The 20,420-nt window shown below is 72.0% G+C and carries 20 protein-coding genes; 15 read left to right on the top strand and 5 right to left on the bottom strand.

Going from position 1 to position 20,420, the window contains the following annotated elements; all coding sequences use genetic code 11:
• Nucleotides 1-191 precede the first annotated feature (191 nt).
• The 6 genes from SZN_RS14830 to SZN_RS14805 all read left to right on the top strand — a co-directional run bounded on the left by SZN_RS14830 (nucleotide 192) and on the right by SZN_RS14805 (nucleotide 7,329).
• Nucleotides 192-1,199, top strand: a complete 1,008-nt coding sequence (locus SZN_RS14830) for an ABC transporter permease (RefSeq protein ID WP_043730702.1) — start codon at nucleotides 192-194, stop codon at nucleotides 1,197-1,199.
• Nucleotides 1,200-1,269: 70 nt separating this feature from the next.
• Entirely contained in the window at nucleotides 1,270-3,063 is a 1,794-nt protein-coding gene (locus tag SZN_RS14825; protein WP_007495757.1) for an ABC transporter substrate-binding protein, read from the top strand.
• Between the two features lie 110 nt (nucleotides 3,064-3,173).
• Nucleotides 3,174-4,172, top strand: a complete 999-nt coding sequence (locus SZN_RS14820; protein ID WP_007495755.1) for an ABC transporter permease — start codon at nucleotides 3,174-3,176, stop codon at nucleotides 4,170-4,172.
• Nucleotides 4,169-5,272: an ABC transporter ATP-binding protein gene (locus SZN_RS14815; RefSeq protein WP_007495753.1), complete on the top strand. Its 1,104-nt coding sequence runs from the start codon at nucleotides 4,169-4,171 to the stop codon at nucleotides 5,270-5,272. The genes SZN_RS14820 and SZN_RS14815 overlap by 4 nt, the downstream gene beginning before the upstream one ends.
• A gap of 14 nt (nucleotides 5,273-5,286) precedes the next feature.
• Nucleotides 5,287-6,609, top strand: a complete 1,323-nt coding sequence (locus tag SZN_RS14810) for an ABC transporter ATP-binding protein (RefSeq protein ID WP_043730714.1) — start codon at nucleotides 5,287-5,289, stop codon at nucleotides 6,607-6,609.
• A 63-nt stretch (nucleotides 6,610-6,672) separates the two neighbouring features.
• Complete coding sequence (locus SZN_RS14805) at nucleotides 6,673-7,329, top strand: trimeric intracellular cation channel family protein (protein ID WP_007495749.1); 657 nt, start codon at nucleotides 6,673-6,675, stop codon at nucleotides 7,327-7,329.
• Here the strand turns inward: SZN_RS14805 and SZN_RS14800 are convergent.
• Nucleotides 7,238-8,515 carry an alpha/beta hydrolase gene (locus tag SZN_RS14800; protein ID WP_007495747.1) on the bottom strand — a complete coding sequence of 426 codons (1,278 nt, stop codon included), beginning with the start codon at nucleotides 8,513-8,515 and terminating at the stop codon, nucleotides 7,238-7,240. The two genes, SZN_RS14805 and SZN_RS14800, sit on opposite strands and share 92 nt — an antisense overlap.
• A gap of 153 nt (nucleotides 8,516-8,668) precedes the next feature.
• On the opposite strand from SZN_RS14800, the gene SZN_RS14795 reads away from it, so the two are divergent.
• Complete coding sequence (locus SZN_RS14795; RefSeq protein ID WP_007495745.1) at nucleotides 8,669-9,535, top strand: thioesterase family protein; 867 nt, start codon at nucleotides 8,669-8,671, stop codon at nucleotides 9,533-9,535.
• A gap of 126 nt (nucleotides 9,536-9,661) precedes the next feature.
• Here SZN_RS14795 and SZN_RS14790 read toward each other — a convergent pair whose 3' ends face one another.
• A complete protein-coding gene (locus SZN_RS14790) occupies nucleotides 9,662-10,288 on the bottom strand; it encodes a TetR family transcriptional regulator (RefSeq protein ID WP_007495742.1) in 627 nt (208 codons plus the stop codon).
• 143 nt (nucleotides 10,289-10,431) lie between these two features.
• On the opposite strand from SZN_RS14790, the gene SZN_RS41385 reads away from it, so the two are divergent.
• From SZN_RS41385 to SZN_RS14775, 3 genes are all read left to right on the top strand, one after another.
• A complete protein-coding gene (locus tag SZN_RS41385) occupies nucleotides 10,432-10,584 on the top strand; it encodes a hypothetical protein (RefSeq protein WP_007495740.1) in 153 nt (50 codons plus the stop codon).
• Between the two features lie 70 nt (nucleotides 10,585-10,654).
• Entirely contained in the window at nucleotides 10,655-10,933 is a 279-nt protein-coding gene (locus SZN_RS14780; protein ID WP_007495738.1) for a hypothetical protein, read from the top strand.
• Between the two features lie 68 nt (nucleotides 10,934-11,001).
• Entirely contained in the window at nucleotides 11,002-12,171 is a 1,170-nt protein-coding gene (locus SZN_RS14775; protein ID WP_007495736.1) for a cysteine desulfurase family protein, read from the top strand.
• 253 nt (nucleotides 12,172-12,424) lie between these two features.
• Here the strand turns inward: SZN_RS14775 and SZN_RS14770 are convergent, their stop codons facing one another.
• Nucleotides 12,425-13,090, bottom strand: a complete 666-nt coding sequence (locus tag SZN_RS14770; protein ID WP_007495734.1) for an N-acetylmuramoyl-L-alanine amidase — start codon at nucleotides 13,088-13,090, stop codon at nucleotides 12,425-12,427.
• Between the two features lie 60 nt (nucleotides 13,091-13,150).
• On the opposite strand from SZN_RS14770, the gene mnmA reads away from it, so the two are divergent.
• A complete protein-coding gene (gene mnmA, locus SZN_RS14765) occupies nucleotides 13,151-14,281 on the top strand; it encodes a tRNA 2-thiouridine(34) synthase MnmA (protein ID WP_007495732.1) in 1,131 nt (376 codons plus the stop codon).
• A 106-nt stretch (nucleotides 14,282-14,387) separates the two neighbouring features.
• Here mnmA and SZN_RS14760 read toward each other — a convergent pair whose 3' ends face one another.
• Nucleotides 14,388-15,170 (bottom strand): alpha/beta fold hydrolase, encoded by a 783-nt coding sequence (locus SZN_RS14760; RefSeq protein WP_007495730.1) that lies wholly within the window; start codon nucleotides 15,168-15,170, stop codon nucleotides 14,388-14,390.
• A 37-nt stretch (nucleotides 15,171-15,207) separates the two neighbouring features.
• Nucleotides 15,208-15,531 carry a DUF427 domain-containing protein gene (locus SZN_RS14755; RefSeq protein WP_007495728.1) on the bottom strand — a complete coding sequence of 108 codons (324 nt, stop codon included), beginning with the start codon at nucleotides 15,529-15,531 and terminating at the stop codon, nucleotides 15,208-15,210.
• Nucleotides 15,532-15,582: 51 nt separating this feature from the next.
• On the opposite strand from SZN_RS14755, the gene SZN_RS14750 reads away from it, so the two are divergent.
• The 4 genes from SZN_RS14750 (at nucleotide 15,583) to ligA (ending at nucleotide 20,105) form a co-directional block, all read left to right on the top strand.
• Complete coding sequence (locus SZN_RS14750; RefSeq protein WP_007495727.1) at nucleotides 15,583-16,122, top strand: LOG family protein; 540 nt, start codon at nucleotides 15,583-15,585, stop codon at nucleotides 16,120-16,122.
• A gap of 27 nt (nucleotides 16,123-16,149) precedes the next feature.
• Nucleotides 16,150-16,839, top strand: coding sequence for an SDR family oxidoreductase (locus SZN_RS14745; RefSeq protein ID WP_244313360.1), 690 nt, complete (start codon nucleotides 16,150-16,152; stop codon nucleotides 16,837-16,839).
• A 101-nt stretch (nucleotides 16,840-16,940) separates the two neighbouring features.
• The gene (locus SZN_RS14740; RefSeq protein WP_425274439.1) at nucleotides 16,941-17,897 is read left to right on the top strand and encodes a methionine synthase; all 957 of its coding nucleotides are present in this window, start codon (nucleotides 16,941-16,943) and stop codon (nucleotides 17,895-17,897) included.
• Nucleotides 17,898-17,912: 15 nt separating this feature from the next.
• A complete protein-coding gene (gene ligA, locus SZN_RS14735) occupies nucleotides 17,913-20,105 on the top strand; it encodes an NAD-dependent DNA ligase LigA (RefSeq protein WP_007495721.1) in 2,193 nt (730 codons plus the stop codon).
• Nucleotides 20,106-20,420 lie beyond the last annotated feature (315 nt).

Raw genomic sequence — 20,420 nt, 5'->3', positions numbered from 1 at the left:
CGGATAACGGAACACCTCAAACAGCATCACGGTTGCGCATCCTTTCCCCGTCAGCTCTGGCAACAGATCGCCGAAGCGTTGAAGACTCCCGCTCCAGGGGTTTGTCGCCCCTGTGTACGACGGACTATGACGCCGCCACCGCGGCAAGTGCGGGCCGGCCACCGCCGGTCGAGAAGAGGGGTCCCTGCCAGATGACGGCACCATTGCACGAGCCGACTGCGGAAGCGGCCCCGAGCGCGGCTGAGGAAGCGGCGATAGCCACGACCGGTGAGAAGGCCGTTCAAGGACGCTCGCTCGGCCGGATCGCCTGGGAGCGTCTCAAGCGGGACAAGCTCGCCCTGTCGGGCGGCGTCGTCGTACTCGTGCTCATCGTGGTGGCCCTGCTCGCGCCGGTGATCACCAACCTGGTCGGCCAGGACCCCGAGGCGTACAACGAGAGCCTGATCGACCCGCTGTTCGGCACCCCCAAGGGCGCGTTCGGCGGCATCAGCGGCGAGCACCTGCTCGGCGTCGAGCCGGTCAACGGCCGCGACATCTTCGCGCGCATCGTCTACGGCGCCCAGATCTCCCTGCTGGTGGGCTTCCTGTCGGCCCTCGTCGCCGTCGTCCTCGGCACCTTCCTCGGTGTGCTCGCCGGCTTCTTCGGCGGCTGGGTCGACGCCGTCGTCAGCCGCGTCATGGACGGCCTGCTCGCCTTCCCGCAGCTGCTGTTCATCATCGCCCTGGTCTCCGTGATGCCCAACGAGATGCTCGGTCTGAGCGGCACCGGTGTGCGCCTCTTCGTGATGATCCTGGTGATCGGCTTCTTCGGCTGGCCCTACATCGGCCGCGTGGTGCGCGGTCAGACGCTCTCCCTGCGCGAGCGCGAGTACGTCGAGGCGGCACGCTCCCTCGGCGCCGGGCGGTTCTACATCCTCTTCAAGGAACTGCTGCCCAACCTCATCGCGCCGATCATCGTCTACACCACGATGATGATCCCCACCAACATCCTCACCGAGGCGGCGCTCAGCTTCCTGGGCGTGGGCGTCAAGCCGCCCACCGCCTCCTGGGGGCAGATGCTCTCGAGCGCGATCGACTACTACGACTCGGACCCCATGTACATGGTGATCCCGGGTGTGGCGATCTTCGTCACCGTTCTTGCCTTCAACCTCTTCGGCGACGGCGTGCGTGACGCGCTCGACCCGAAGGGCTCCCGCTGACATGCCGTTCCCACGGCGACCCGTGGCACCAGGCACGGTGTCTCTCATCTATCCCGGAGGATCCGAGATCGTGACTACCCAACGCACCTCAGGGCGGCGCAAGCAGGCCGCGGCCGCTGCCGCGGTGGTCGCCGCGCTGCTGACCACCGCTGCGTGCGGCGGCGGCGGCAACGACGACAAGGGGTCGAAGGCCGGCGCGCCCGGCTACGACGCCGCGAACAACAAGGTCGCCCAGGCGTCCCTCGCCAAGAAGGGCGGCACGCTGAAGTTCGCCGGCGCCCAGGACGCCGACTCGTGGGACACCACGCGTGGCTACTACGGCTTCATGTGGAACTTCTCCCGCTACTACAGCCGTCAGCTCGTCACGAGCAAGACGGCCCCGGGTCAGGACGGCACGACGCTGACGCCCGACCTCGCCGGCGGCCTCGCCAAGATCTCGGACGACGGCAAGACCTACACGTACACCCTGCGCGACGGGATCACGTGGGAGGACGGCAAGCCGATCACGTCCAAGGACGTCAAGTACGGCATCGAGCGCGTGTGGGCGCAGGACGTGCTGTCCGGCGGTCCGGTCTACCTGAAGGACGTGCTCGACCCCAAGGGCGAGTACGCGGGTCCCTACAAGGACAAGTCGGCCGACAAGCTGGGTCTGAAGGCCATCCAGACGCCGGACGACAAGACCATCGTCTTCAAGCTCCCGACGGCCAACTCGGACTTCGAGGAGATGCTGGCCCTGACGTCGGCCTCGCCGGTCCGCCAGGACAAGGACACCAAGTCCAAGTACGGCCTGAAGCCGTTCTCCTCGGGCCCGTACAAGTTCGACTCGTACAACCCCGGCAAGGACCTGACGCTCGTCCGCAACACCGAGTGGAAGCAGGCTTCCGACCCGGTCCGCAAGGCGTACCCGGACAAGATCACGGTCAAGTTCTTCTCCAACGCCAACGACATGGACGCGCGTCTGATCGCGGGCGACTACGACCTGGACCTCAACCAGACCGGCATGTCGCCGCAGGGCCGCACCACGGCGCTGAAGAAGTACAAGGCCAACCTGGACAACCCGGTCTCCGGCTACATCCGCTACGCGGTCTTCCCGCAGAGCGTCAAGCCGTTCGACAACATCGAGTGCCGCAAGGCCGTCATCTACGGCGCCGACCACGTCTCGCTGCAGAACGCGCGCGGTGGCCCCGTCGCCGGCGGTGACATCGGCACCAACATGCTGCCCCCGGCCGTCCCGGGCGCCGAGGGTCAGAAGTACGACCCGTACGAGCTCGCGGGTGCCAACAAGAACGGCAACGCGGCCAAGGCCAAGGAAGCGCTGAAGGCCTGCGGTCAGCCGAACGGCTTCAAGACCACCATCGCCGTCCGCAACAACAAGCCGTCCGAGGTCGCCACCGCCCAGTCGCTGCAGGCGTCGCTGAAGAAGGTCGGCATCACCGCCGACATCGACCAGTACGACGGCTCGCAGACCGCCGGCATCATCGGCAGCCCCTCGAACGTCAAGAAGAAGAACTACGGCATCATCGTCATGGGCTGGGGTCCCGACTTCCCGTCCGTGCAGGGCTACGGCCTGCCGCTGTGGAACAGCAAGTACATCCTGCAGAGCGGTAACAACAACTACGCCCTGATCAAGGACAAGTCGATCGACGGCCTGTTCGACAAGTACACCACCACGCTGGACGACAGCGGCAAGACCGACATCGCCAAGCAGATCAACCGGAAGGTCATGGAGGGCGGCTACTACCTGCCCTTCGTCTTCGAGAAGTTCATCAACTGGCGTGGCAGCAACCTGGCCAACGTGTACACGACGGACGCGTACAGCGGTATGTACGACTTCGTCAACCTCGGCCTGAAGAACGCGAAGTAGATCCGGCGCACCAGCCGAACGGCACGAAAGGCAGGTGAAGGCCGGCGTGGCGTGACCGCGGGCCACCGGAAGACCTCCGGTGGCCCGCGTCCCGCGGCGGGCCGAGAGCTGTGCTCGCATACCTCATCAGGCGGCTGTTCGCCGCCGTAGTGATGCTGGTGGTCATCGTCATGGTGGTCTTCGGCATCTTCTTCCTCGTCCCCAAGTGGGCGGGGGTCGACATCGCCACCAGCTTCGTCGGCAAGCAGGCCGACCCCGCCGCGGTCGAGGCCGTACGACAGAAGCTGGGCCTCGCTGAGCCGATCTACGTTCAGGTCTGGGAGTTCTTCAAGGGCATCTTCGTCGGCCGCACCTACGCGGGCGGAGGCGACGTCACCCAGTGCGCCGCGCCCTGCTTCGGATACTCCTTCCGCAGCGAGCAGGCCATCTGGCCGGTGCTGACCGACCGCTTCCCGGTCACCCTGTCCCTGGCGCTCGGCGCCGCCGTGCTGTGGCTGCTCTTCGGGGTCGCGGCGGGCGTGCTCTCCGCGCTCAAGCGGGGCACGCTGTGGGACCGCGGCGCGATGCTCGTCGCGCTCGCCGGCGTCTCGCTGCCGATCTACTTCACCGGTCTGCTCAGCCTGGCGGTGTTCTCGTACGGCCTCGGCTGGCTGGACGCGGAGTACGTGCCGTTCAGCGACGGCATCGGCACCTGGTTCGGCGGCATGATCCTTCCCTGGGTCACCCTCGCGTTCCTCTACGCGGCCATGTACGCCCGGATCACCCGCGCCACCATGATGGAGATCCTCGGCGAGGACTACATACGCACCGCCCGCGCCAAGGGCCTGCGTGAGGGCGTCGTCATTCGCAAGCACGCGATGCGTTCGACGATGACGCCCCTCCTCACCATGCTCGGCATGGACCTCGGCGCCCTCATCGGCGGCGCCATCCTGACCGAGACCACGTTCAGCCTGCCCGGCCTCGGCCAGGCGGTGCTCAACGCCATCAAGAACCAGGACCTGCCCATCATCCTGGGCGTCACCCTGATCACCTCCGTCGCGGTGCTCATCGCCAACCTCGTGGTGGACGTGCTGTATGCCGTGATCGACCCCCGAGTGAGGCTCACATGACCGAACTCAGCAAGACCGGAGCTGCCGTGGGCGAACCCACGGGAACCTCGCCGGCCCCGACCTCCTTCCTCGAAGTGCGCGACCTGCGCGTGCACTTCCCCACCGACGACGGTCTCGTCAAGTCCGTCGACGGGCTGAGCTTCCAGCTGGAGAAGGGCCAGACCCTCGGCATCGTGGGCGAGTCGGGCTCCGGCAAGTCGGTGACCTCGCTCGGCATCATGGGCCTGCACACCGCCGGCCAGTACGGCAAGCGCAAGGCCCGGATATCCGGCGAGATATGGCTCGACGGCACCGAACTGCTGACCGCGGACCCGGACCACGTGCGCAAGCTGCGCGGCCGGAACATGGCGATGATCTTCCAGGATCCGCTGTCGGCGCTGCACCCGTACTACACGATCGGCCAGCAGATCGTGGAGGCGTACCGCGTCCACCACGACGTCGACAAGAAGACCGCCCGCCGCCGGGCGGTCGAGATGCTGGACCGGGTGGGCATCCCCCAGCCGGACAAGCGCGTCGACAGCTATCCGCACGAGTTCTCCGGCGGTATGCGCCAGCGCGCCATGATCGCGATGTCGCTGGTGAACAACCCCGAACTGCTCATCGCCGACGAGCCGACCACGGCCCTGGACGTGACGGTCCAGGCGCAGATCCTGGACCTCATCCGCGATCTGCAGAAGGAGTTCGGCTCCGCGGTCGTCATCATCACCCACGACCTGGGCGTCGTCGCCGAACTGGCCGACAACATCCTGGTGATGTACGGAGGCCGCTGCATCGAGCGCGGACCGGCCGAGAAGGTGTTCTACGAGCCGCGTCACCCCTACACCTGGGGCCTGCTCGGCTCGATGCCGCGTCTGGACCGTGAGCAGCAGGACCGCCTGATCCCGGTCAAGGGCTCCCCGCCCTCGCTGATCAACGTCCCGTCCGGCTGTGCCTTCCACCCCCGCTGCCCGTACGCGGACCTCCCGAAGGACAACGCCACCCGCACCGTCCGCCCCGAGCTGGAGCTGACCGAGGCCGGCAGCCGGCACTGGGCCGCCTGCCATCTCACCACGGAGCAGCGGGAGCGTATCTGGACCGAAGAGATTGCGCCGAAGCTGTGAGCGAAGACAAAGCCGTGACGACCCCCGCGAAGAGCGGCGGTGCCACCCTCACCCGTGACACCGCCCCCGGCGAGGTCCTGCTGAAGGTCACCGGGCTGCAGAAGCACTTCCCGATCAGGAAGGGCCTGCTGCAGCGCCAGGTCGGCGCGGTGCACGCGGTCGACGGCATCGACTTCGAGGTCAGGTCCGGCGAGACGCTGGGCGTGGTGGGCGAGTCGGGCTGCGGCAAGTCCACCATGGGACGGCTGATCACCCGGCTGCTCGAACCGACCGCGGGCAAGGTCGAGTTCGAGGGCCAGGACATCACGCACCTCGGTGTCGGCGGGATGCGCCCGCTGCGCCGCGACGTGCAGATGATCTTCCAGGACCCGTACTCGTCGCTGAACCCGCGCCACACCATCGGCACGATCGTCGGCGCCCCCTTCCGCCTCCAGGACGTCACGCCCGCCGGCGGCATCAAGAAGGAGGTGCAGCGGCTGCTGGGGGTCGTGGGCCTCAACCCCGAGCACTACAACCGCTACCCGCACGAGTTCTCCGGCGGTCAGCGCCAGCGCATCGGCATCGCCCGCGCACTGGCCCTCAACCCCAAGCTCGTGGTGGCGGACGAGCCGGTCTCGGCGCTGGACGTCTCCATCCAGGCGCAGGTCGTCAACCTCCTCGACGACCTCCAGCAGGAGCTGGGCCTGACGTACGTGATCATCGCGCACGACCTCTCGGTCGTCCGGCACGTCTCGGACCGCATCGCGGTGATGTACCTGGGCAAGATCGTGGAGCTGGCCGACCGCGACCAGCTCTACAAGTCGCCGATGCACCCGTACACCAAGGCCCTGCTGTCGGCGGTGCCGATCCCGGACCCGAGGCGCAAGGAGGCCAAGAGCGAGCGCATTCTGCTCAAGGGCGACGTGCCCTCGCCGATCGCCCCGCCCAGCGGCTGCCGCTTCCACACCCGGTGCTGGAAGGCGACGCAGATCTGCACGACGGCCGAGCCGCCGCTGGTCGAGCTGCGGCCGGGCCAGCAGGTCGCCTGCCACCACCCGGAGAACTTCGAGGACCAGCAGCCGCAGGACACCGTGCTCCTGACCGTCGCCAAGGAGGCGGCGGAGCTGGTGGCCGACGAGGTGCTGGCCGAGTCCGCGCAGACGTCGGCCGCGCTGGCCGCGGAGGTGCGGACCGACGAGGACGCCGCGGGCAGCGGGACCGGGGAGGCGGCCGAGCCGGCCGCGGCCGCGGACGACGCCACCGGGCCGGCCGGGTCCACCGAGTCGGCCGGGTCCACCGGGCCGGCCGAGGAGCCCGACGAGCCCGCCAAGGGCGACGCCAAGGGCGACGACAAGTAACCGCGCTCCGGCCCCCGCCTTGTATTGCAAGGCGGGGGCCTTTCGTTGCGTAAGAATGTGCGGGTGCTTCAGCAACTGTTCAGCCCGTCCGTCCAGCACACGCTCGACCTGATCGGCATCTTCGTCTTCGCCATCTCCGGCGCCCTTCTGGCGGTGCGCAAGAACTTCGACGTCTTCGGCATCGCCGTGCTCGCCGAGGTCACCGCGCTGGGGGGCGGGCTGTTCCGGGACGTGGTCATCGGCGCCGTGCCCCCGGCCGCCTTCACCGATCTCGGCTACTTCCTCACCCCGCTGCTCGCCACCGCCCTCGTCTTCTTCCTCCACCCGCACGTCGAGCGCATCCAGACCGGGGTGAACGTCTTCGACGCGGCGGGCCTCGGGCTGTTCTGCGTCGCCGGGACCACGAAGGCGTACGACTACGGCCTGAACCTCACCGCGTCGGCCACCCTGGGCCTCGCGACCGCCGTCGGCGGCGGTGTGCTGCGCGACGTCCTCGCCAACGAGGTGCCCTCGCTGCTGCGCTGGGACCGCGACCTGTACGCGGTGCCGGCGATCGTCGGCGCCACGATGGTCGTCCTGTTCATCCGCTACGACGCCCTGACGCCGTTCACCAGCGCGCTCGCCGTCGTCACCGCCTTCGTGCTGCGGCTGCTCGCGATGCGCTATCACTGGCGGGCTCCGCGTGCGTGGAACCGGCGGTCGACGGTCCGCGAGGAATAGCCCCGGGACCGGAACCCGCCCCCGCGACGTCCCCGCCCGTGTCCGGGCCCGCGGGAGCCCCGCCCCGCGGGCCCATCACCCCGCTCAGCCAGCGGAAGGCCGGAAGCACCTGCGGCTTCCAGAGCGCCATGGTGTGGCCGCCCGCGGACTTCGGGACGAACACCGGGTCCACGCGCGTGGGCGCCGTCGCGATCCGGTCCAGGTCGAGCGCCGCCTCGTACCCGTCGCCCGGCTGCCCCGACAGGTACAGCGCGACGCGCGGCGGCGCGGCGGCCGCCTTCAGCAGCACGTACGGGTTGTTCGCGGCCCGCAGGGCGGGGGTCCTCGCGGCGATGGAACCGGCCTGGGCGATCGGGTCGTTGTAGCCGGACAGGCCGACCGCGGCCCGGTAGCGGTCGGGGTGGGCGACGGCCAGCTTCGCCGCGCAGTGCGCGCCGGCCGAGTACCCGGCGACCGCCCAGCCGTCCGGTGCGGCCTGCGCGCGGAAGTTGTCCCGGACCATCCTCGGCACGTCGACGCTGAGCCAGGTGTCGGCGTTCACCCGGCCGGGGACGTTGGCGCAGCCGGTGTCCGCGCCCGGCAGCAGATTGGTGCGCGGCGAGACCAGGATGAACGGCCGGATCCGCCCGCTGCGCATCAGCGGCGCCAGCCGCTCGGTGACGTCCAGGGACCCGAACCACGCCTTCGACGAGCCCGGATAGCCCGGCAGCAGCTCGACCACCGGGAACCGGCGGTCCCGCCAGGCCGGGTCGTCGTACTGCGGCGGCAGCCAGACGTTGACCTCGGCCCGCACCCCGGAGACCCGCCCGGTGAGCCGGGTCACCCGCACACCGCCCTCCGCGCGCATCCCCGGTCCCTTGGCCTGCCTGAAGGTCTGGCGGACCGCGGGCAGGCTCTCCGGCACCACCCCGCCGGTGCCGCTCGCCCCGAGGTCGGCCGCGGTGCGCACATGGTTGCCCGTGCCGAGCAGATCGCCCCAGTTGTCGTAGAGCTGGTTGGAGTTGTTGACCATGGTGAAGACCAGGGCGACCGCGGTGACCTGCGCGAAGAGCAGCATCAGCATCCTGGCGGCGCCCCGCGCCATCCGCGGTCCGCGCACCCGCGACCAGAGCAGCAGCGGCAGCGCGGCCGCGGCGACGCACAGCGCGACGAGCGTGGCGAGGAACGGGGTCCCGGTGAGACTCATGCCCTCCAAGAGGGGATCGGCGGCCCCCGGGTTTCGGGCGAGCCGGGACACGTGCCGAAAGTCGCCCTTGTCCCGGTGTGCGGAGCGTGCGGGCCGGGGGTCGTCAGCCATGAAAAGCTACCGCTTAGTAGTCGTCTGTTGTACCGTTCACGCATGCCAGAAGCAGCCCCCGCCCCGACGGCCCCGCGGGCCACCGTCGGCGACAGCGAGTTCGACCGCGACACCGCGCTCACCCGGCGCGCGCCCGGCGTCTACGACATCGACCTCTCCGCCGGCTGGACCATCATCAGCGCCGTCAACGGCGGCTATCTGCTGGCCGTCCTCGGCCGTGCCCTCGCGGACGCCCTGCCGCACGGTGACCCGTTCACGGTCTCGGCGCACTACCTCACCGCCTCCCGGCCGGGCCCCGCGGTCGTCCGCACGGAGGTCGTGCGCACCGGCCGCACCCTCTCCACCGGCCAGGCGTCGCTCCTGCAGTACGACGAGCGGGGAGGCGAGGTCGAGCGCATCCGCGTCCTCGCCTCCTACGGCGACCTCGACGCCCTCCCGGACGACGTCCGCACGACGGCCGAGCCCCCGGCGCTGCCGCCCATGGAGCACTGCTTCGGCCCCGGCGACGGCCCCGCCCCCGTCTCCGGCAGCTCGGCCATCGCCGACCGCCTGATGCTGAAGCTGGACCCGGCCACCCTCGGCTGGGCGCTGGGCCGGCCGTCCGGCAAGGGGGAGATGCGGGCCTGGTTCGGCCTCGCCGACGGCCGTGACGCCGACCCGCTCTCCCTGCTCCTCGCGGTGGACGCGCTGCCGCCCACGGCCTTCGAGATCGGCGTCTCCGGCTGGGTGCCCACGGTCGAGCTGACCGTCCATGTGCGCTGCCGCCCGGCCCCCGGCCCGCTGCGGGTGTCGATCACCACCCGCAACCTCGCGGGCGGCTTCCTGGAGGAGGACGCCGAGGTCTGGGACAGCGCGGACCGCCTGGTCGCCCAGTCGAGGCAGCTCGCGCGGGTGCGGCTCGGGGGCTGAACCACCCGGCCCGGCGGGCGCGTGCGCGGCTGGACGCCGCAGGGGTTTGTGACGGTACTGCACCCGGCCCGGCGGGCGCGTACGCGACGGCCCGACGCCGCCACCCCTCGCCCGCCGGACGGGGCCTCAGTCCAGCCAGTGCTCCCGTCCGATGCCGATCAGCCGCATCCGGCGGGTCGCGGCCCGCGTCACCCGCTGCCGCTCCTCCTCGGACGCCTCCAGGGCGTCCAGGAACAGCGAGGCGGTGATGAGCATCTGGTCCACGTAGAGATGGGCCAGCATCAGCAGGTCGTCGTCGCTCCAGCCGGCCGAGACCTGGTCCTTCGCGAGCGCGGCCCGCACCTCGTCGGCGAAGAGGTCCAACTGCTCCCGGATCGCCTCGCGCACCGGCTGCACGCCGCCGTGCCGCTCCCGGGCGACGAAGCGCACATGGGCGGGGTGCGCCGCCACGTGTCCGGCGATCAGCTCCACCGCCCGCGCTGTGCGCAGGTCACTGTCGCCGACCGACGAGACGATCGTGCGGATCGTCGGGTGCAGACTGCCGAGCGCCTCCTCGACGAGGGCGGCCCCGAGGTCGGCGGTGGAGCGGAAGTGCCGGTAGAAGGCGGTCGGCGCGACACCGACGGCGCGGGTGACCTCGCGCAGGCCCAGGCTGCTCAGGCTCTGCTCCTCCAGCAGTCCCAGCGCCGCGTCCAGCAGGGCCTGCCGGGTCTTCCGCTTCCGGGCCTGCCGTACGCCGGGGGTGTGACTCATGCCATGCAGTTAACAACTGTTCTCCGGAATTGAAAAGCCGTGCGCCGCGCTAGACTCAGAGTCAGTGAACGACTGTTGCCACAACTGTTCACCGAACTGGACATGAGAGACCGACACCGGAGATCTCGGAGGGGGATCCGACCATGATGTTCCTCGTTGCCGCGCTCCTGCTGCTGGGCGTGCTGCTGGGTGCCGTGGCCCACGCGCCGCTCGCGTTCACCGCCGTCACCGCCGCGGTGATCGCCGCCTGGCTCGGCGTCTTCGCCGCCCGGGAGCGCCGGGCCCGCCGCGGCTGACGCCGCCGACGCGGCGACCGCCCACCGGCCCGCCGCGACCGCCCGCCCGTTCTCCAGGGAGCTGACACCCATGCACCTCACCGCACCGGCCACCGGCCGCGCCGCCGCCCGCACCAGGGGCCGCGACGCCGACGGCACGGCCGTCGCGTCCTTCGTCCTCGGCCTGCTCGGCCTCCTCGTCCTCAACGCCGTCCTCGGCCCGGTCGCCATCGTCCTGGCCGCGACCGCGCTGTGGCGGGGCACCGCCCGCAAGGGCCGCGCGTACCTCGGCATGGGCCTCGGCGTCGCCGACCTGGCGGTCCTGCTGGTCCTCGTGCAGCTGGACGGCACGCTCTCCTGGAGCTTCTGAGCGGCGGCCGTGCGCTCGGGCGGCCGCGGCGGGGTCCCTCGGCGCCGCCCTCTAGAATCGGCCCCACCATGGCTTACCTCGACCACGCCGCGACGACCCCCATGCTCCCGGAGGCGGCGGCGGCGCTGACCGCCCAGCTGGGCGTCGTCGGCAACGCCTCCTCGCTGCACGCGTCCGGCCGCCGCGCCAGGCGCACCGTCGAGGAGGCCCGCGAAACCCTCGCGGACGCCCTCGGCGCCCGCCCCAGCGAGGTCGTCCTCACCTCCGGCGGCACCGAGGCCGACAACCTCGCGGTCAAGGGCCTGTACTGGTCCCGCCGGGACGCCGACCCCGCCCGGACCCGGGTCCTCGCCAGCCCCGTCGAGCACCACGCCGTCCTCGACGCCGTGCACTGGCTGGGCGAGCACGAGGGCGCCACGGTCGAGTACCTTCCCGTCGACGCCCACGGCCGGGTCCACCCCGAGGCGCTGCGCGAGGCCCTCGCCCGCAACCCCCGCGACGTCGCCCTGGCCACCGTGATGTGGGCCAACAACGAGATCGGCACGCTCATGCCGGTCCGTGAACTGGCCGACGTGGCCCAGGAGTTCGATGTCCCGCTGCACGCCGACGCCGTCCAGGCGTTCGGCCAGGTCCCCGTCGGCTTCGCCGACTCCGGCCTCGCCGCGATGACCGTCTCCAGCCACAAGATCGGCGGCCCCTACGGCATCGGCGCGCTGCTCCTCGGCCGCGACCGGAGCCCCGTACCCGTCCTGCACGGCGGCGGCCAGGAGCGCCACGTCCGCTCCGGCACCCTCGACGTGCCCGCCGTCGCCTCCTTCGCCGTCGCCGGACGGCTCGCCGCCGAGCGGCGCGAGTGGTTCGCCCGCGAGATCGGCGGCCTGCGCGACGCCCTGGTCGACGCGGTCCGTGCGGCCGTCCCCGACGCGATCCTCGGCGGCGACCCGGCCCCGGGCGGCCGGCTGCCCGCCAACGCCCACTTCACCTTCCCGGGCTGCGAGGGCGACTCCCTGCTCCTGCTGCTGGACGCCCAGGGCATCGAGTGCTCCACCGGCTCCGCCTGCACCGCGGGCGTCGCCCAGCCCAGCCATGTGCTGCTGGCCACCGGGACCGACCCCGACCTCGCCCGCGGCACCCTGCGCTTCTCGCTCGGCCACACCTCCACACGGGCCGACGTCGACGCGGTCGCCGCGGCGATCGGTCCGGCGGTGGAACGCGCCCGTGCGGCGGGCCTGACCTGACGCCGCGCCGGGCGGCGTCCGCCCCGTCGCGACACCGCCAGGGCCTGGAGACCTTCCGCGGGTCTCCGCCGCGCCCCGGCGCGCGGGCGCCGCGCCCCGGAAGGCCGGCCCCTCCGGCCGCCGCGTCCGGGCCCTACGCGCGCGGTGCGGGCAACTCACCCCGTTCCGCGGCCTGCGGTACGACCCCGGGCCCTACGCGCGCGCGGTGCGGGCGACCTCATCAAAGAGGTGCGGCAGCAGTGGGCCCCGGGCCCTACGCGCGCGCGGTGCGGGCCCGGCGCACCAGTCTCAGATACCGGTCCCAGTCCCAGTCCCCACCGGGGTCGGTGTGGTCGGTGCCGGGCACCTCCGCGTGCCCGACGATGTGCTCGCGGTCGACCGCGATGCCGTACCGCGCGCATATCCGGGCCGTCAGCCGCGCCGACGCCTCGTACATCTCGTCCGTGAAGTCCTGCGGCCGCTCCACGAACCCCTCGTGCTCGATGCCGACACTGCGCTCGTTGTAGTCGCGGTTGCCCGCGTGGAACGCCACGTCCAGCTCGCGGATCATCTGCGTGACCCGGCCGTCCTTGCGGACGATGTAGTGCGCGGCTGCGCCGTGCTCCGGGTCCTGGAACACCTGCACCGCGCTGGCGAAGCTGCCCTGGGTGACATGGACGACCACCCGGTCGATGCCGTAGTCGGCGGGGCGGTCCGCCCGCCGCCAGTTCGCCTCCGAGGCCGCCACCCAGCGCGCGCCCGCGTAGTCGACCTCGCCCGGCCTGCGGGGCTTGTCCACGCCCGGCACCCGCCACCACGCCCGCGCCAGCTCGTCGCGGGCCAGCACCGCCGAGCCCACCGCCGCCGCCGTCCCGCCGATCAGCAGCGCGCGGCGCCCGACCCTGCGGTCACCGTCCTTCGGAGCGTCACGCCGTCCCATGTGATCGTCAACGGATACCCGGGGTCCCTGGTTCCCGCGCCCCCTTACCCTGGAGGGGCTATGACTGACACCGCGCAGCCCCTCCGCCCCCTCCGCGTCCTCGCCGCCATGTCCGGCGGGGTCGACTCCGCCGTCGCCGCCGCCCGCGCCGCCGAAGCGGGCCACGACGTGACCGGCGTCCACCTCGCGCTCTCCGCGAACCCGCAGTCGTTCCGCACGGGCGCGCGGGGCTGCTGCACCATCGAGGACTCCCGCGACGCCCGCCGCGCCGCCGACGTCATCGGCATCCCGTTCTACGTGTGGGACCTCGCCGACCGCTTCCGCGAGGACGTCGTGGAGGACTTCGTCGCCGAGTACGAGGCCGGCCGCACCCCGAACCCGTGCCTGCGCTGCAACGAGAAGATCAAGTTCGCGGCGCTGCTGGACAAGGCGCTCGCGCTCGGCTTCGACGCGGTCTGCACCGGCCACTACGCGACGGTCGTGCTCCGCGAGGACGGCACCCGCGAACTGCACCGCGCCTCCGACATGGCCAAGGACCAGTCCTACGTCCTCGGCGTCCTCGACGACAGGCAGCTCGCGCACGCGATGTTCCCGCTCGGCGACACCCTGACGACCAAGGACGAGATCCGCGCCGAGGCGGAGCGCCGCGGTCTCGCCGTCGCCAAGAAGCCCGACTCGCACGACATCTGCTTCATCGCCGACGGCGACACCCAGGGCTTCCTCGCCGACCGCCTCGGCAGGGCCGAGGGCGACATCGTCGACGAGTCCGGCGCCCGGATCGGCACCCACGACGGCGCCTACGGCTTCACCATCGGGCAGCGCAAGGGGCTGCGCATCGGCACCCCGGCCCCCGACGGCAAGCCGCGCTACGTCCTCGACATCTCGCCGGTGGACAACACCGTGACGGTCGGCCCGGCCGCCGCCCTCGACGTCACCGCCCTCAGCGCGATCAAGCCCCGCTGGTGCGGCGCCGCCCCGACGGGCCCCGGCACCTACACCGCGCAGCTGCGCGCCCACGGCGGCGAGACCGAGGTGCACGCCGAACTGCTCGACGGCGCACTGGAGGTGACCTTCGCCGAGCCGGTGCGCGGGGTCGCCCCGGGCCAGGCGATCGTCCTGTACGACGGCACGCGCGTGGTGGGCTCGGCGACGATCGCGTCCACCGTGCGGGCCACCCCCACGGCGGTCTGACCCCCGCAGGGCCGCGCCGGCGCGCAGCCACCCGCGCCACCCCCCGTCCGGCCGGTGAGCGCGCCCGTCCGGTCCTCGTGGACGGCCGCCCGCGCGCGGGACCGCGTCAGTGCGCGAAGAACTCCGCGAGCACCGGCCCCAGCACGTCCGGTTCCACCATGTGGGTCTGCCCCTCCAGGCCGCGGTACGTCCCCTCGGGCACGGCCGCCGCGACCGCCCGCGCGCCCTCGCGCATCCACGCGGGGGAGGCGCCGCCCGCCAGGACCAGCACCGGGACCGGCACCGAGGCCAGCCGCGCGCGGGGCACGAGTCCGTCGCCCATCACGGCGTCGTCGTGGGCGAGGCTCGGCGCGACCGCCTCCATCCCGGCCCACATGGGGGACTGGCGCGCCCCCTGGATCGTGCGCTCGGCCATGCCGGTCAGCCGCAGGAACAGCTCCACCGCGTCCCCGCGCCGCCCCGCGCCCAGCGCCTCGGACAGCTCCCGGGAGTAGGCCGCGTACCGCTCGCCGCCGCCCTGGAGGAAGTCGGCGTACGGAGCCTCGTACACCGCGACCCGGCGCACCGGCAGCCCGGCCGCGGCGGCCGCCAGGGCCAGCGCGCCGCCCGAGGAGACCCCGCACAGCGCCCCCTCGCCGCCCTCCGCCCCGATCAGCGCGGCGAGGTCCTCCACCTCCCGCTCCACCGCGTACGGGGCGGTGTCGCCGCTCCCGCCGCGCCCGCGCCGGTCGTACACGACCACGCGGAACCGCTCCGCCAGGGGCACCGCGAGCGGCGCCAGGGTGCCCCCGGTGGACATCGCCCCGCTGACGAGGACCACCAGCGGTCCCTCGCCGCCGGTGTCGTAGGCGAGAGACGTGCCGTCGGCCGAAATGGTGTTCTTGTCCATGCCACAGGAGACTGCCGTACGGCGCGGGAGTCATCGCTCAGGACACTTCGGCGTCGTAGAAGCAGAGGTGGTCCTTGATCGCGGCCACGTCCGGCTTCGGGTCCGGGTACGCCCAGACGAGGTCCGCCGCGTCCGGCAGCGACCAGTAGGACGCCGTGCCCTTGAACGGGCAGTAGGTGCGCGTCGCGGAGGGGGTCAGCAGGTCCAGCCGTACGTCCTCGGGCGGGAGGTAGTACCGGTCGGGGCAGCCCGTCTCGCGCAGCACGAGGGGCCGCTCGCTCCGCGCGAGCACCCGGTCGCCGTGCACGACCCGTACCCGCCGGTCCACCTGTTCGATCGTGATCGTGTGTCCGTCAGCCATGACAGGGAAAGCGCCCGCCGGGCGCCGGTTCTTCCCGCGTACGGTGGCCGCATGCGTATCTGCGTCTTTCTCTCCGCCGCCGACCTCGACGACCGCTACACGCGCCCCGCGCGCGAGTTCGCGGAACTGCTCGGCAAGGGCGGCCACACGCTCGTGTGGGGCGGCTCGGACGTCGGGCTGATGAAGGTCGTCGCCGACGGCGTGCAGGAGTCCGGCGGCCGGCTGGTCGGGGTCTCCGTGGAGTTCCTTGCCGCCACGGTGCGCGACGGCGTCGACGAGATGGTCGTCGCCAAGGACCTCGCCGAGCGCAAGCGGCTCCTCCTGGAGAAGGCCGACGCCGTGGTGGTCATGGTCGGCGGCACCGGCACCCTCGACGAGGCGACCGAGATCCTGGAGCTGAAGAAGCACGGCCACACCGACAAGCCGGTGGTCCTGCTGAACACCGAGGGTTTCTACGACGGCCTCAAGGAGCAGTTCCGCCGCATGGAGGACGAGGGCTTCCTGCCCCGCCCGCTGACCGACCTGGTCTTCTTCGCCGAGGAGCCGGTGGGCGCGCTGGCCCACCTGGAGGAGAGCCGGGGCATCGGGTGAGCCCGCGCTGATGCGAGCATGGCGGGCATGGCTACCCATGTGATCACCGGAGCGGGCTCCGGCATCGGCGCGGCCGTCGCCCGCCGCCTGCACGCGCGCGGGGACGACCTCGTCCTGCACGTGCGCGACGCGAGCCGCGCGAAGGAACTGGCCGCCCGGTTCCCCGGGGCGAGGACCCTGGTCGGCGACCTCGCGGACCCGGACAGGCTCTCCTGGGCCTTCTCCCACCAGTCGCTCCCGGACCGGGTGGACTCCCTGCTGCACATCGCCGGCGTCGTCGACCTCGGCCCGGTGGGCGACCTGACCGCGAAGTCCTGGCGCCACCAGCTCAACGTCAACCTGATCTCCCCGGCGGAACTCACCCGCCACCTGCTGCCGTCCCTGCGCGCGGCCCGCGGCCATGTGCTCTTCGTGAACTCCGGCGCCGGTCTGAGCGCGCACGCCGACTGGTCCGCGTACGCCGCCTCCAAGCACGGTCTGAAGGCCCTGGCCGACTCGCTGCGCCACGAGGAGCACGGCAACGGCGTCCGGGTCACCTCGGTCTACCCCGGGCGCACGGCCGGCCCGATGCAGGCCAAGGTGCACCAGCAGGAGGGCAGGGAGTACGACCCCGCGCGCTGGATCGACCCCGAGTCGGTGGCGACGACGATCCTGATGGCCCTGGACCTGCCGGGCGACGCCGAGGTCAACGACCTGACGGTGCGGCCCGGACGCTGAGCGGCCCGCTCGGTTGGGGGCTCGCGCGCGCGGTTGCATAGGCTTCCCGGGTGAGTGACAACAGCCCGTCCACCTTCGCCCCCGCCACCGGTGTCGGCTCGATGCCCGGCGGCGACGCCCGGGAAGCCGCCAAGACCGTCACCGGCTCCTTCGACGACTTCCCCCACCTCGCCGAACTGCCCGCCCGCGGCCCCGGCGCCGACATGACCGGCCGGACCGCCGGGATGCTCGTGGAGCTCTACGCGCGCGTGGAGCCGAGCGGTTGGCGGCTCGGCGACCGGCCGGGGCGCGACACCAGGCGGGCCCGGTCCTGGCTGGGGGAGGACCTCGACGCCCTGGAGGAGTTCACCCAGGACTACACGGGGCTGCTGAAGGTGCAGGCCGTCGGCCCCTGGACGCTCGCCGCCGCCCTGGAGCTCAGGAACGGCGAGGCCGTCCTGTCCGACGCAGGCGCCTGCCGCGACCTGGCGGCCTCGCTCGCCGAGGGGCTGCGGCAGCATCTCGCGGAGGTCGCACGCCGCGTGCCCGGCGCCCGGCTCGTCCTCCAGCTCGACGAACCCTCCCTGACCGCCGTCCTGCGCGGCCGGGTCAGGTCCGCCAGCGGCTACCGCACCCACCGCGCGGTCGACCGGCAGATCGCCGAGGCCGCGCTCCGCGACGTCGTCGGCGCGCACCGCGAGGGCGCCGTCGTGGTGCACTCGTGCGCCCCGGACGTCCCGTTCGCCCTGCTGCGCCGGGCGGGCGCGGCGGCGGTCTCCTTCGACTTCTCGCTCCTCACCGAGCGTGACGACGAGACGATCGGCGAGGCGGTGGAAGCGGGGATGCGGCTCTTCGCCGGTGTCGTCCCCGGCACGGACGGCCCGTTGTCGGACCCTGCCGGTAGCGTCATGGGTGTCAGGACGCTGTGGCGCAGGCTGGGGCTGTCGCCGGGGCTTCTCGCGGAGGCGGTCACCCTCACCCCGTCGTGCGGACTCGCGGGGGCCTCCCCGCAGTACGCCCGTGCGGCTCTCGCCCACTGCGTCCGGGCGGCGAGATCCCTCGCGGACGACCCTGAGTGACGGGAGGACCACACGGTGGCCGGCGACAAGCAAGCGGAGACGACGGTGCCCGCCGAGGCACGGGAGAAGCACGCGCAGCTCGCTGAGCGGATCGAGGAGCACCGCTTCCGGTACTACGTGAAGGACGCCCCGGTCGTCAGCGACGCGGACTTCGACAGGCTGCTGCGCTCGCTCGAAGCGCTGGAGGACGAGTATCCGGAGCTGCGCACCCCGGACTCGCCCACCCAGAAGGTCGCGGGCGCCTACGAGACGGAGTTCACGGCCGTCCAGCACCACGAGCGCATGCTCTCCCTGGACAACGCCTTCGACGACCCGGAGCTGGCAGCCTGGGCCGAGCGCGTCCACAAGGACGTCGGCTCGCTCGCGCACCACTTCCTGTGCGAGCTCAAGGTCGACGGTCTCGCCGTCAACCTCACCTACGAGCGCGGCCGCCTCACCCGCGCCGCGACCCGCGGCGACGGCCGCACCGGCGAGGACATCACGCCCAACGTCCGTACGATCGCCGGCATCCCGGACCGGCTGCACGGCGAGCGCGTACCGGACCTCGTGGAGATCCGCGGCGAGGTCTACTTCCCGATGGAGCGGTTCCAGGAGCTCAACGCCCGCCTGCTGGAGGCGGGCGACAAGCCCTTCGCCAACCCGCGCAACGCCGCGGCCGGTTCGCTGCGCCAGAAGGACCCGCGCGTCACCGCGGGCCGCCCGCTGCACATGGTCGTCCACGGCATCGGCGCCCTGGAGGGCTACGAGGGCATGGACCGCCTCTCCGGGGCCTACGACCTCCTCAAGGGCTGGGGCCTGCCCACCTCACCGCACAACAGGGTCGTCGACGACCTCGACGGCGTACGGCGGTTCATCGCCCACTACGGCGAGAACCGCCACTCCGTCGCCCACGAGATCGACGGCGTCGTGGTGAAGCTCGACGAGATCCGCCTCCAGGGCCGGCTCGGCTCCACGGCCCGCGCGCCGCGCTGGGCGATCGCGTACAAGTACGCGCCGGAGGAGGTCAACACCAAGCTCGTCGACATCCGTGTGGGAGTGGGCCGTACGGGCCGCGTCACGCCGTACGCCCAGGTGGAGCCGATCACCGTGGCGGGCTCGGAGGTCGAGTTCGCCACCCTGCACAACCAGGAGGTCGTCAAGGCCAAGGGCGTCCTCATCGGCGACACGGTGGTGCTGCGCAAGGCCGGTGAGGTCATCCCGGAGATCCTCGGCCCGGTCGTCGACCTGCGCGACGGCAGCGAGCGGGAGTTCGTGATGCCCGCCGAGTGCCCCGAGTGCGGCACACCGCTGCGGGCCATGAAGGAGGCGGACATCGACCTGCGCTGCCCCAACGCCCGCAGATGTCCCGCCCAGTTGCGCGAGCGGCTGTTCTATCTGGCCGGCCGCAAGGCGCTGGACATCGAGCAGTTCGGCTACGTCGCGGCGGCGGCCCTCGTCCGGCCGCTGGAGCCGGCCGACCCGCCCCTGGTGGACGAGGGCGACCTCTTCGACCTCACCGTCGACCAGTTGCTGCCCATCCGGGCGTACGTCCTCGACCAGAACAGCGGGCTGCCCAAGCGGGACCCGAAGACCGGCGAGGAGAAGATCGCCACGGTCTTCGCCAACCAGCAGGGCGAGCCCAGGAGGAACGCGCTGGCGATGCTGGAGAACATCGCCGCGGCCAAGGAGCGCCCGCTGGCGCGGGTCCTGACCGGACTGTCGATCCGGCACGTCGGGCCGGTCGCCGCGGAGGCGCTGGCGCGCGAGTTCCGCTCCGTCGACCGCATCGAACAGGCCACGGAGGAGGAGCTGGCGACGACCGCCGGGGTCGGTGGCATCATCGCCGCCTCCCTCAAGGAGTGGTTCGCCGAGGAGTGGCACCAGGAGATCCTGCGCAAGTGGAAGGCCGCCGGCGTCCGCATGGAGGAGCACGGCTCGGGGGAGGACGAGGGCCCGCGCCCGCTGGAGGGGCTCACCGTCGTCGTCACCGGCACCCTGGAGCGTTTCACTCGCGACGGCGCAAAGGAGGCCCTCCAGAGCCGCGGGGCGAAGGTCACCGGTTCCGTCTCGAAGAAGACGTCCTTCGTCGTCGTCGGGGACAGCCCCGGCTCCAAGTACGACAAGGCGATGCAGCTCAAGGTGCCCGTCCTGGACGAGGACGGCTTCGTCGTCCTGCTGGAGCAGGGGCCCGGCGCCGCGGCCGAAGTCGCCCTGCCCGCGGAGGAGTAGCGGTTGAAGGACCCCCGATCGGCGCATACCAGATGCATACGGGTGGCTGGGGCGCATTCGGGCAACCGTCGACGACCGCTGCCCCTGGAAGCCATCCGCGGCCTACTGTTGGGATGTGCGCCTGCCGTGCCCAGCTGCGGTCGGGGCAACCCCCTGCTCCACGAGAACCGTCGAGGGCGGGGGGAGGAGTTTTCCAACGCGGGGCCGCCCGGGGTCGTCGTCGGGCGGTGGGCCGCGTGGCGTGGGCACCGCCGGCTGTGAGAGGGACGGGAATGGAACCGACCGAGAGCGCCGCCCCGCACTCGCGGCTGCGCC

It is taken from the genome of Streptomyces zinciresistens K42, from assembly GCF_000225525.1.
Classification (GTDB): domain Bacteria; phylum Actinomycetota; class Actinomycetes; order Streptomycetales; family Streptomycetaceae; genus Streptomyces; species Streptomyces zinciresistens.
This window is presented reverse-complemented; position numbering and strand designations above follow the sequence as displayed.

Coding starts and splice junctions, on each gene's coding strand:
- SZN_RS14830 (WP_043730702.1), top strand. CDS start 192: ATGACGGCACCATTGCACGAGCCGACTGCGGAAGCGGCCCCGAGCGCG.
- SZN_RS14815 (WP_007495753.1), top strand. CDS start 4,169: ATGACCGAACTCAGCAAGACCGGAGCTGCCGTGGGCGAACCCACGGGA.
- SZN_RS14800 (WP_007495747.1), bottom strand. CDS start 8,515: ATGAGTCTCACCGGGACCCCGTTCCTCGCCACGCTCGTCGCGCTGTGC.
- SZN_RS14795 (WP_007495745.1), top strand. CDS start 8,669: ATGCCAGAAGCAGCCCCCGCCCCGACGGCCCCGCGGGCCACCGTCGGC.
- SZN_RS14790 (WP_007495742.1), bottom strand. CDS start 10,288: ATGAGTCACACCCCCGGCGTACGGCAGGCCCGGAAGCGGAAGACCCGG.
- SZN_RS41385 (WP_007495740.1), top strand. CDS start 10,432: ATGATGTTCCTCGTTGCCGCGCTCCTGCTGCTGGGCGTGCTGCTGGGT.
- SZN_RS14780 (WP_007495738.1), top strand. CDS start 10,655: ATGCACCTCACCGCACCGGCCACCGGCCGCGCCGCCGCCCGCACCAGG.
- SZN_RS14775 (WP_007495736.1), top strand. CDS start 11,002: ATGGCTTACCTCGACCACGCCGCGACGACCCCCATGCTCCCGGAGGCG.
- SZN_RS14770 (WP_007495734.1), bottom strand. CDS start 13,090: ATGGGACGGCGTGACGCTCCGAAGGACGGTGACCGCAGGGTCGGGCGC.
- mnmA (WP_007495732.1), top strand. CDS start 13,151: ATGACTGACACCGCGCAGCCCCTCCGCCCCCTCCGCGTCCTCGCCGCC.
- SZN_RS14760 (WP_007495730.1), bottom strand. CDS start 15,170: ATGGACAAGAACACCATTTCGGCCGACGGCACGTCTCTCGCCTACGAC.
- SZN_RS14755 (WP_007495728.1), bottom strand. CDS start 15,531: ATGGCTGACGGACACACGATCACGATCGAACAGGTGGACCGGCGGGTA.
- SZN_RS14750 (WP_007495727.1), top strand. CDS start 15,583: ATGCGTATCTGCGTCTTTCTCTCCGCCGCCGACCTCGACGACCGCTAC.
- SZN_RS14745 (WP_244313360.1), top strand. CDS start 16,150: ATGGCTACCCATGTGATCACCGGAGCGGGCTCCGGCATCGGCGCGGCC.
- SZN_RS14740 (WP_425274439.1), top strand. CDS start 16,941: ATGCCCGGCGGCGACGCCCGGGAAGCCGCCAAGACCGTCACCGGCTCC.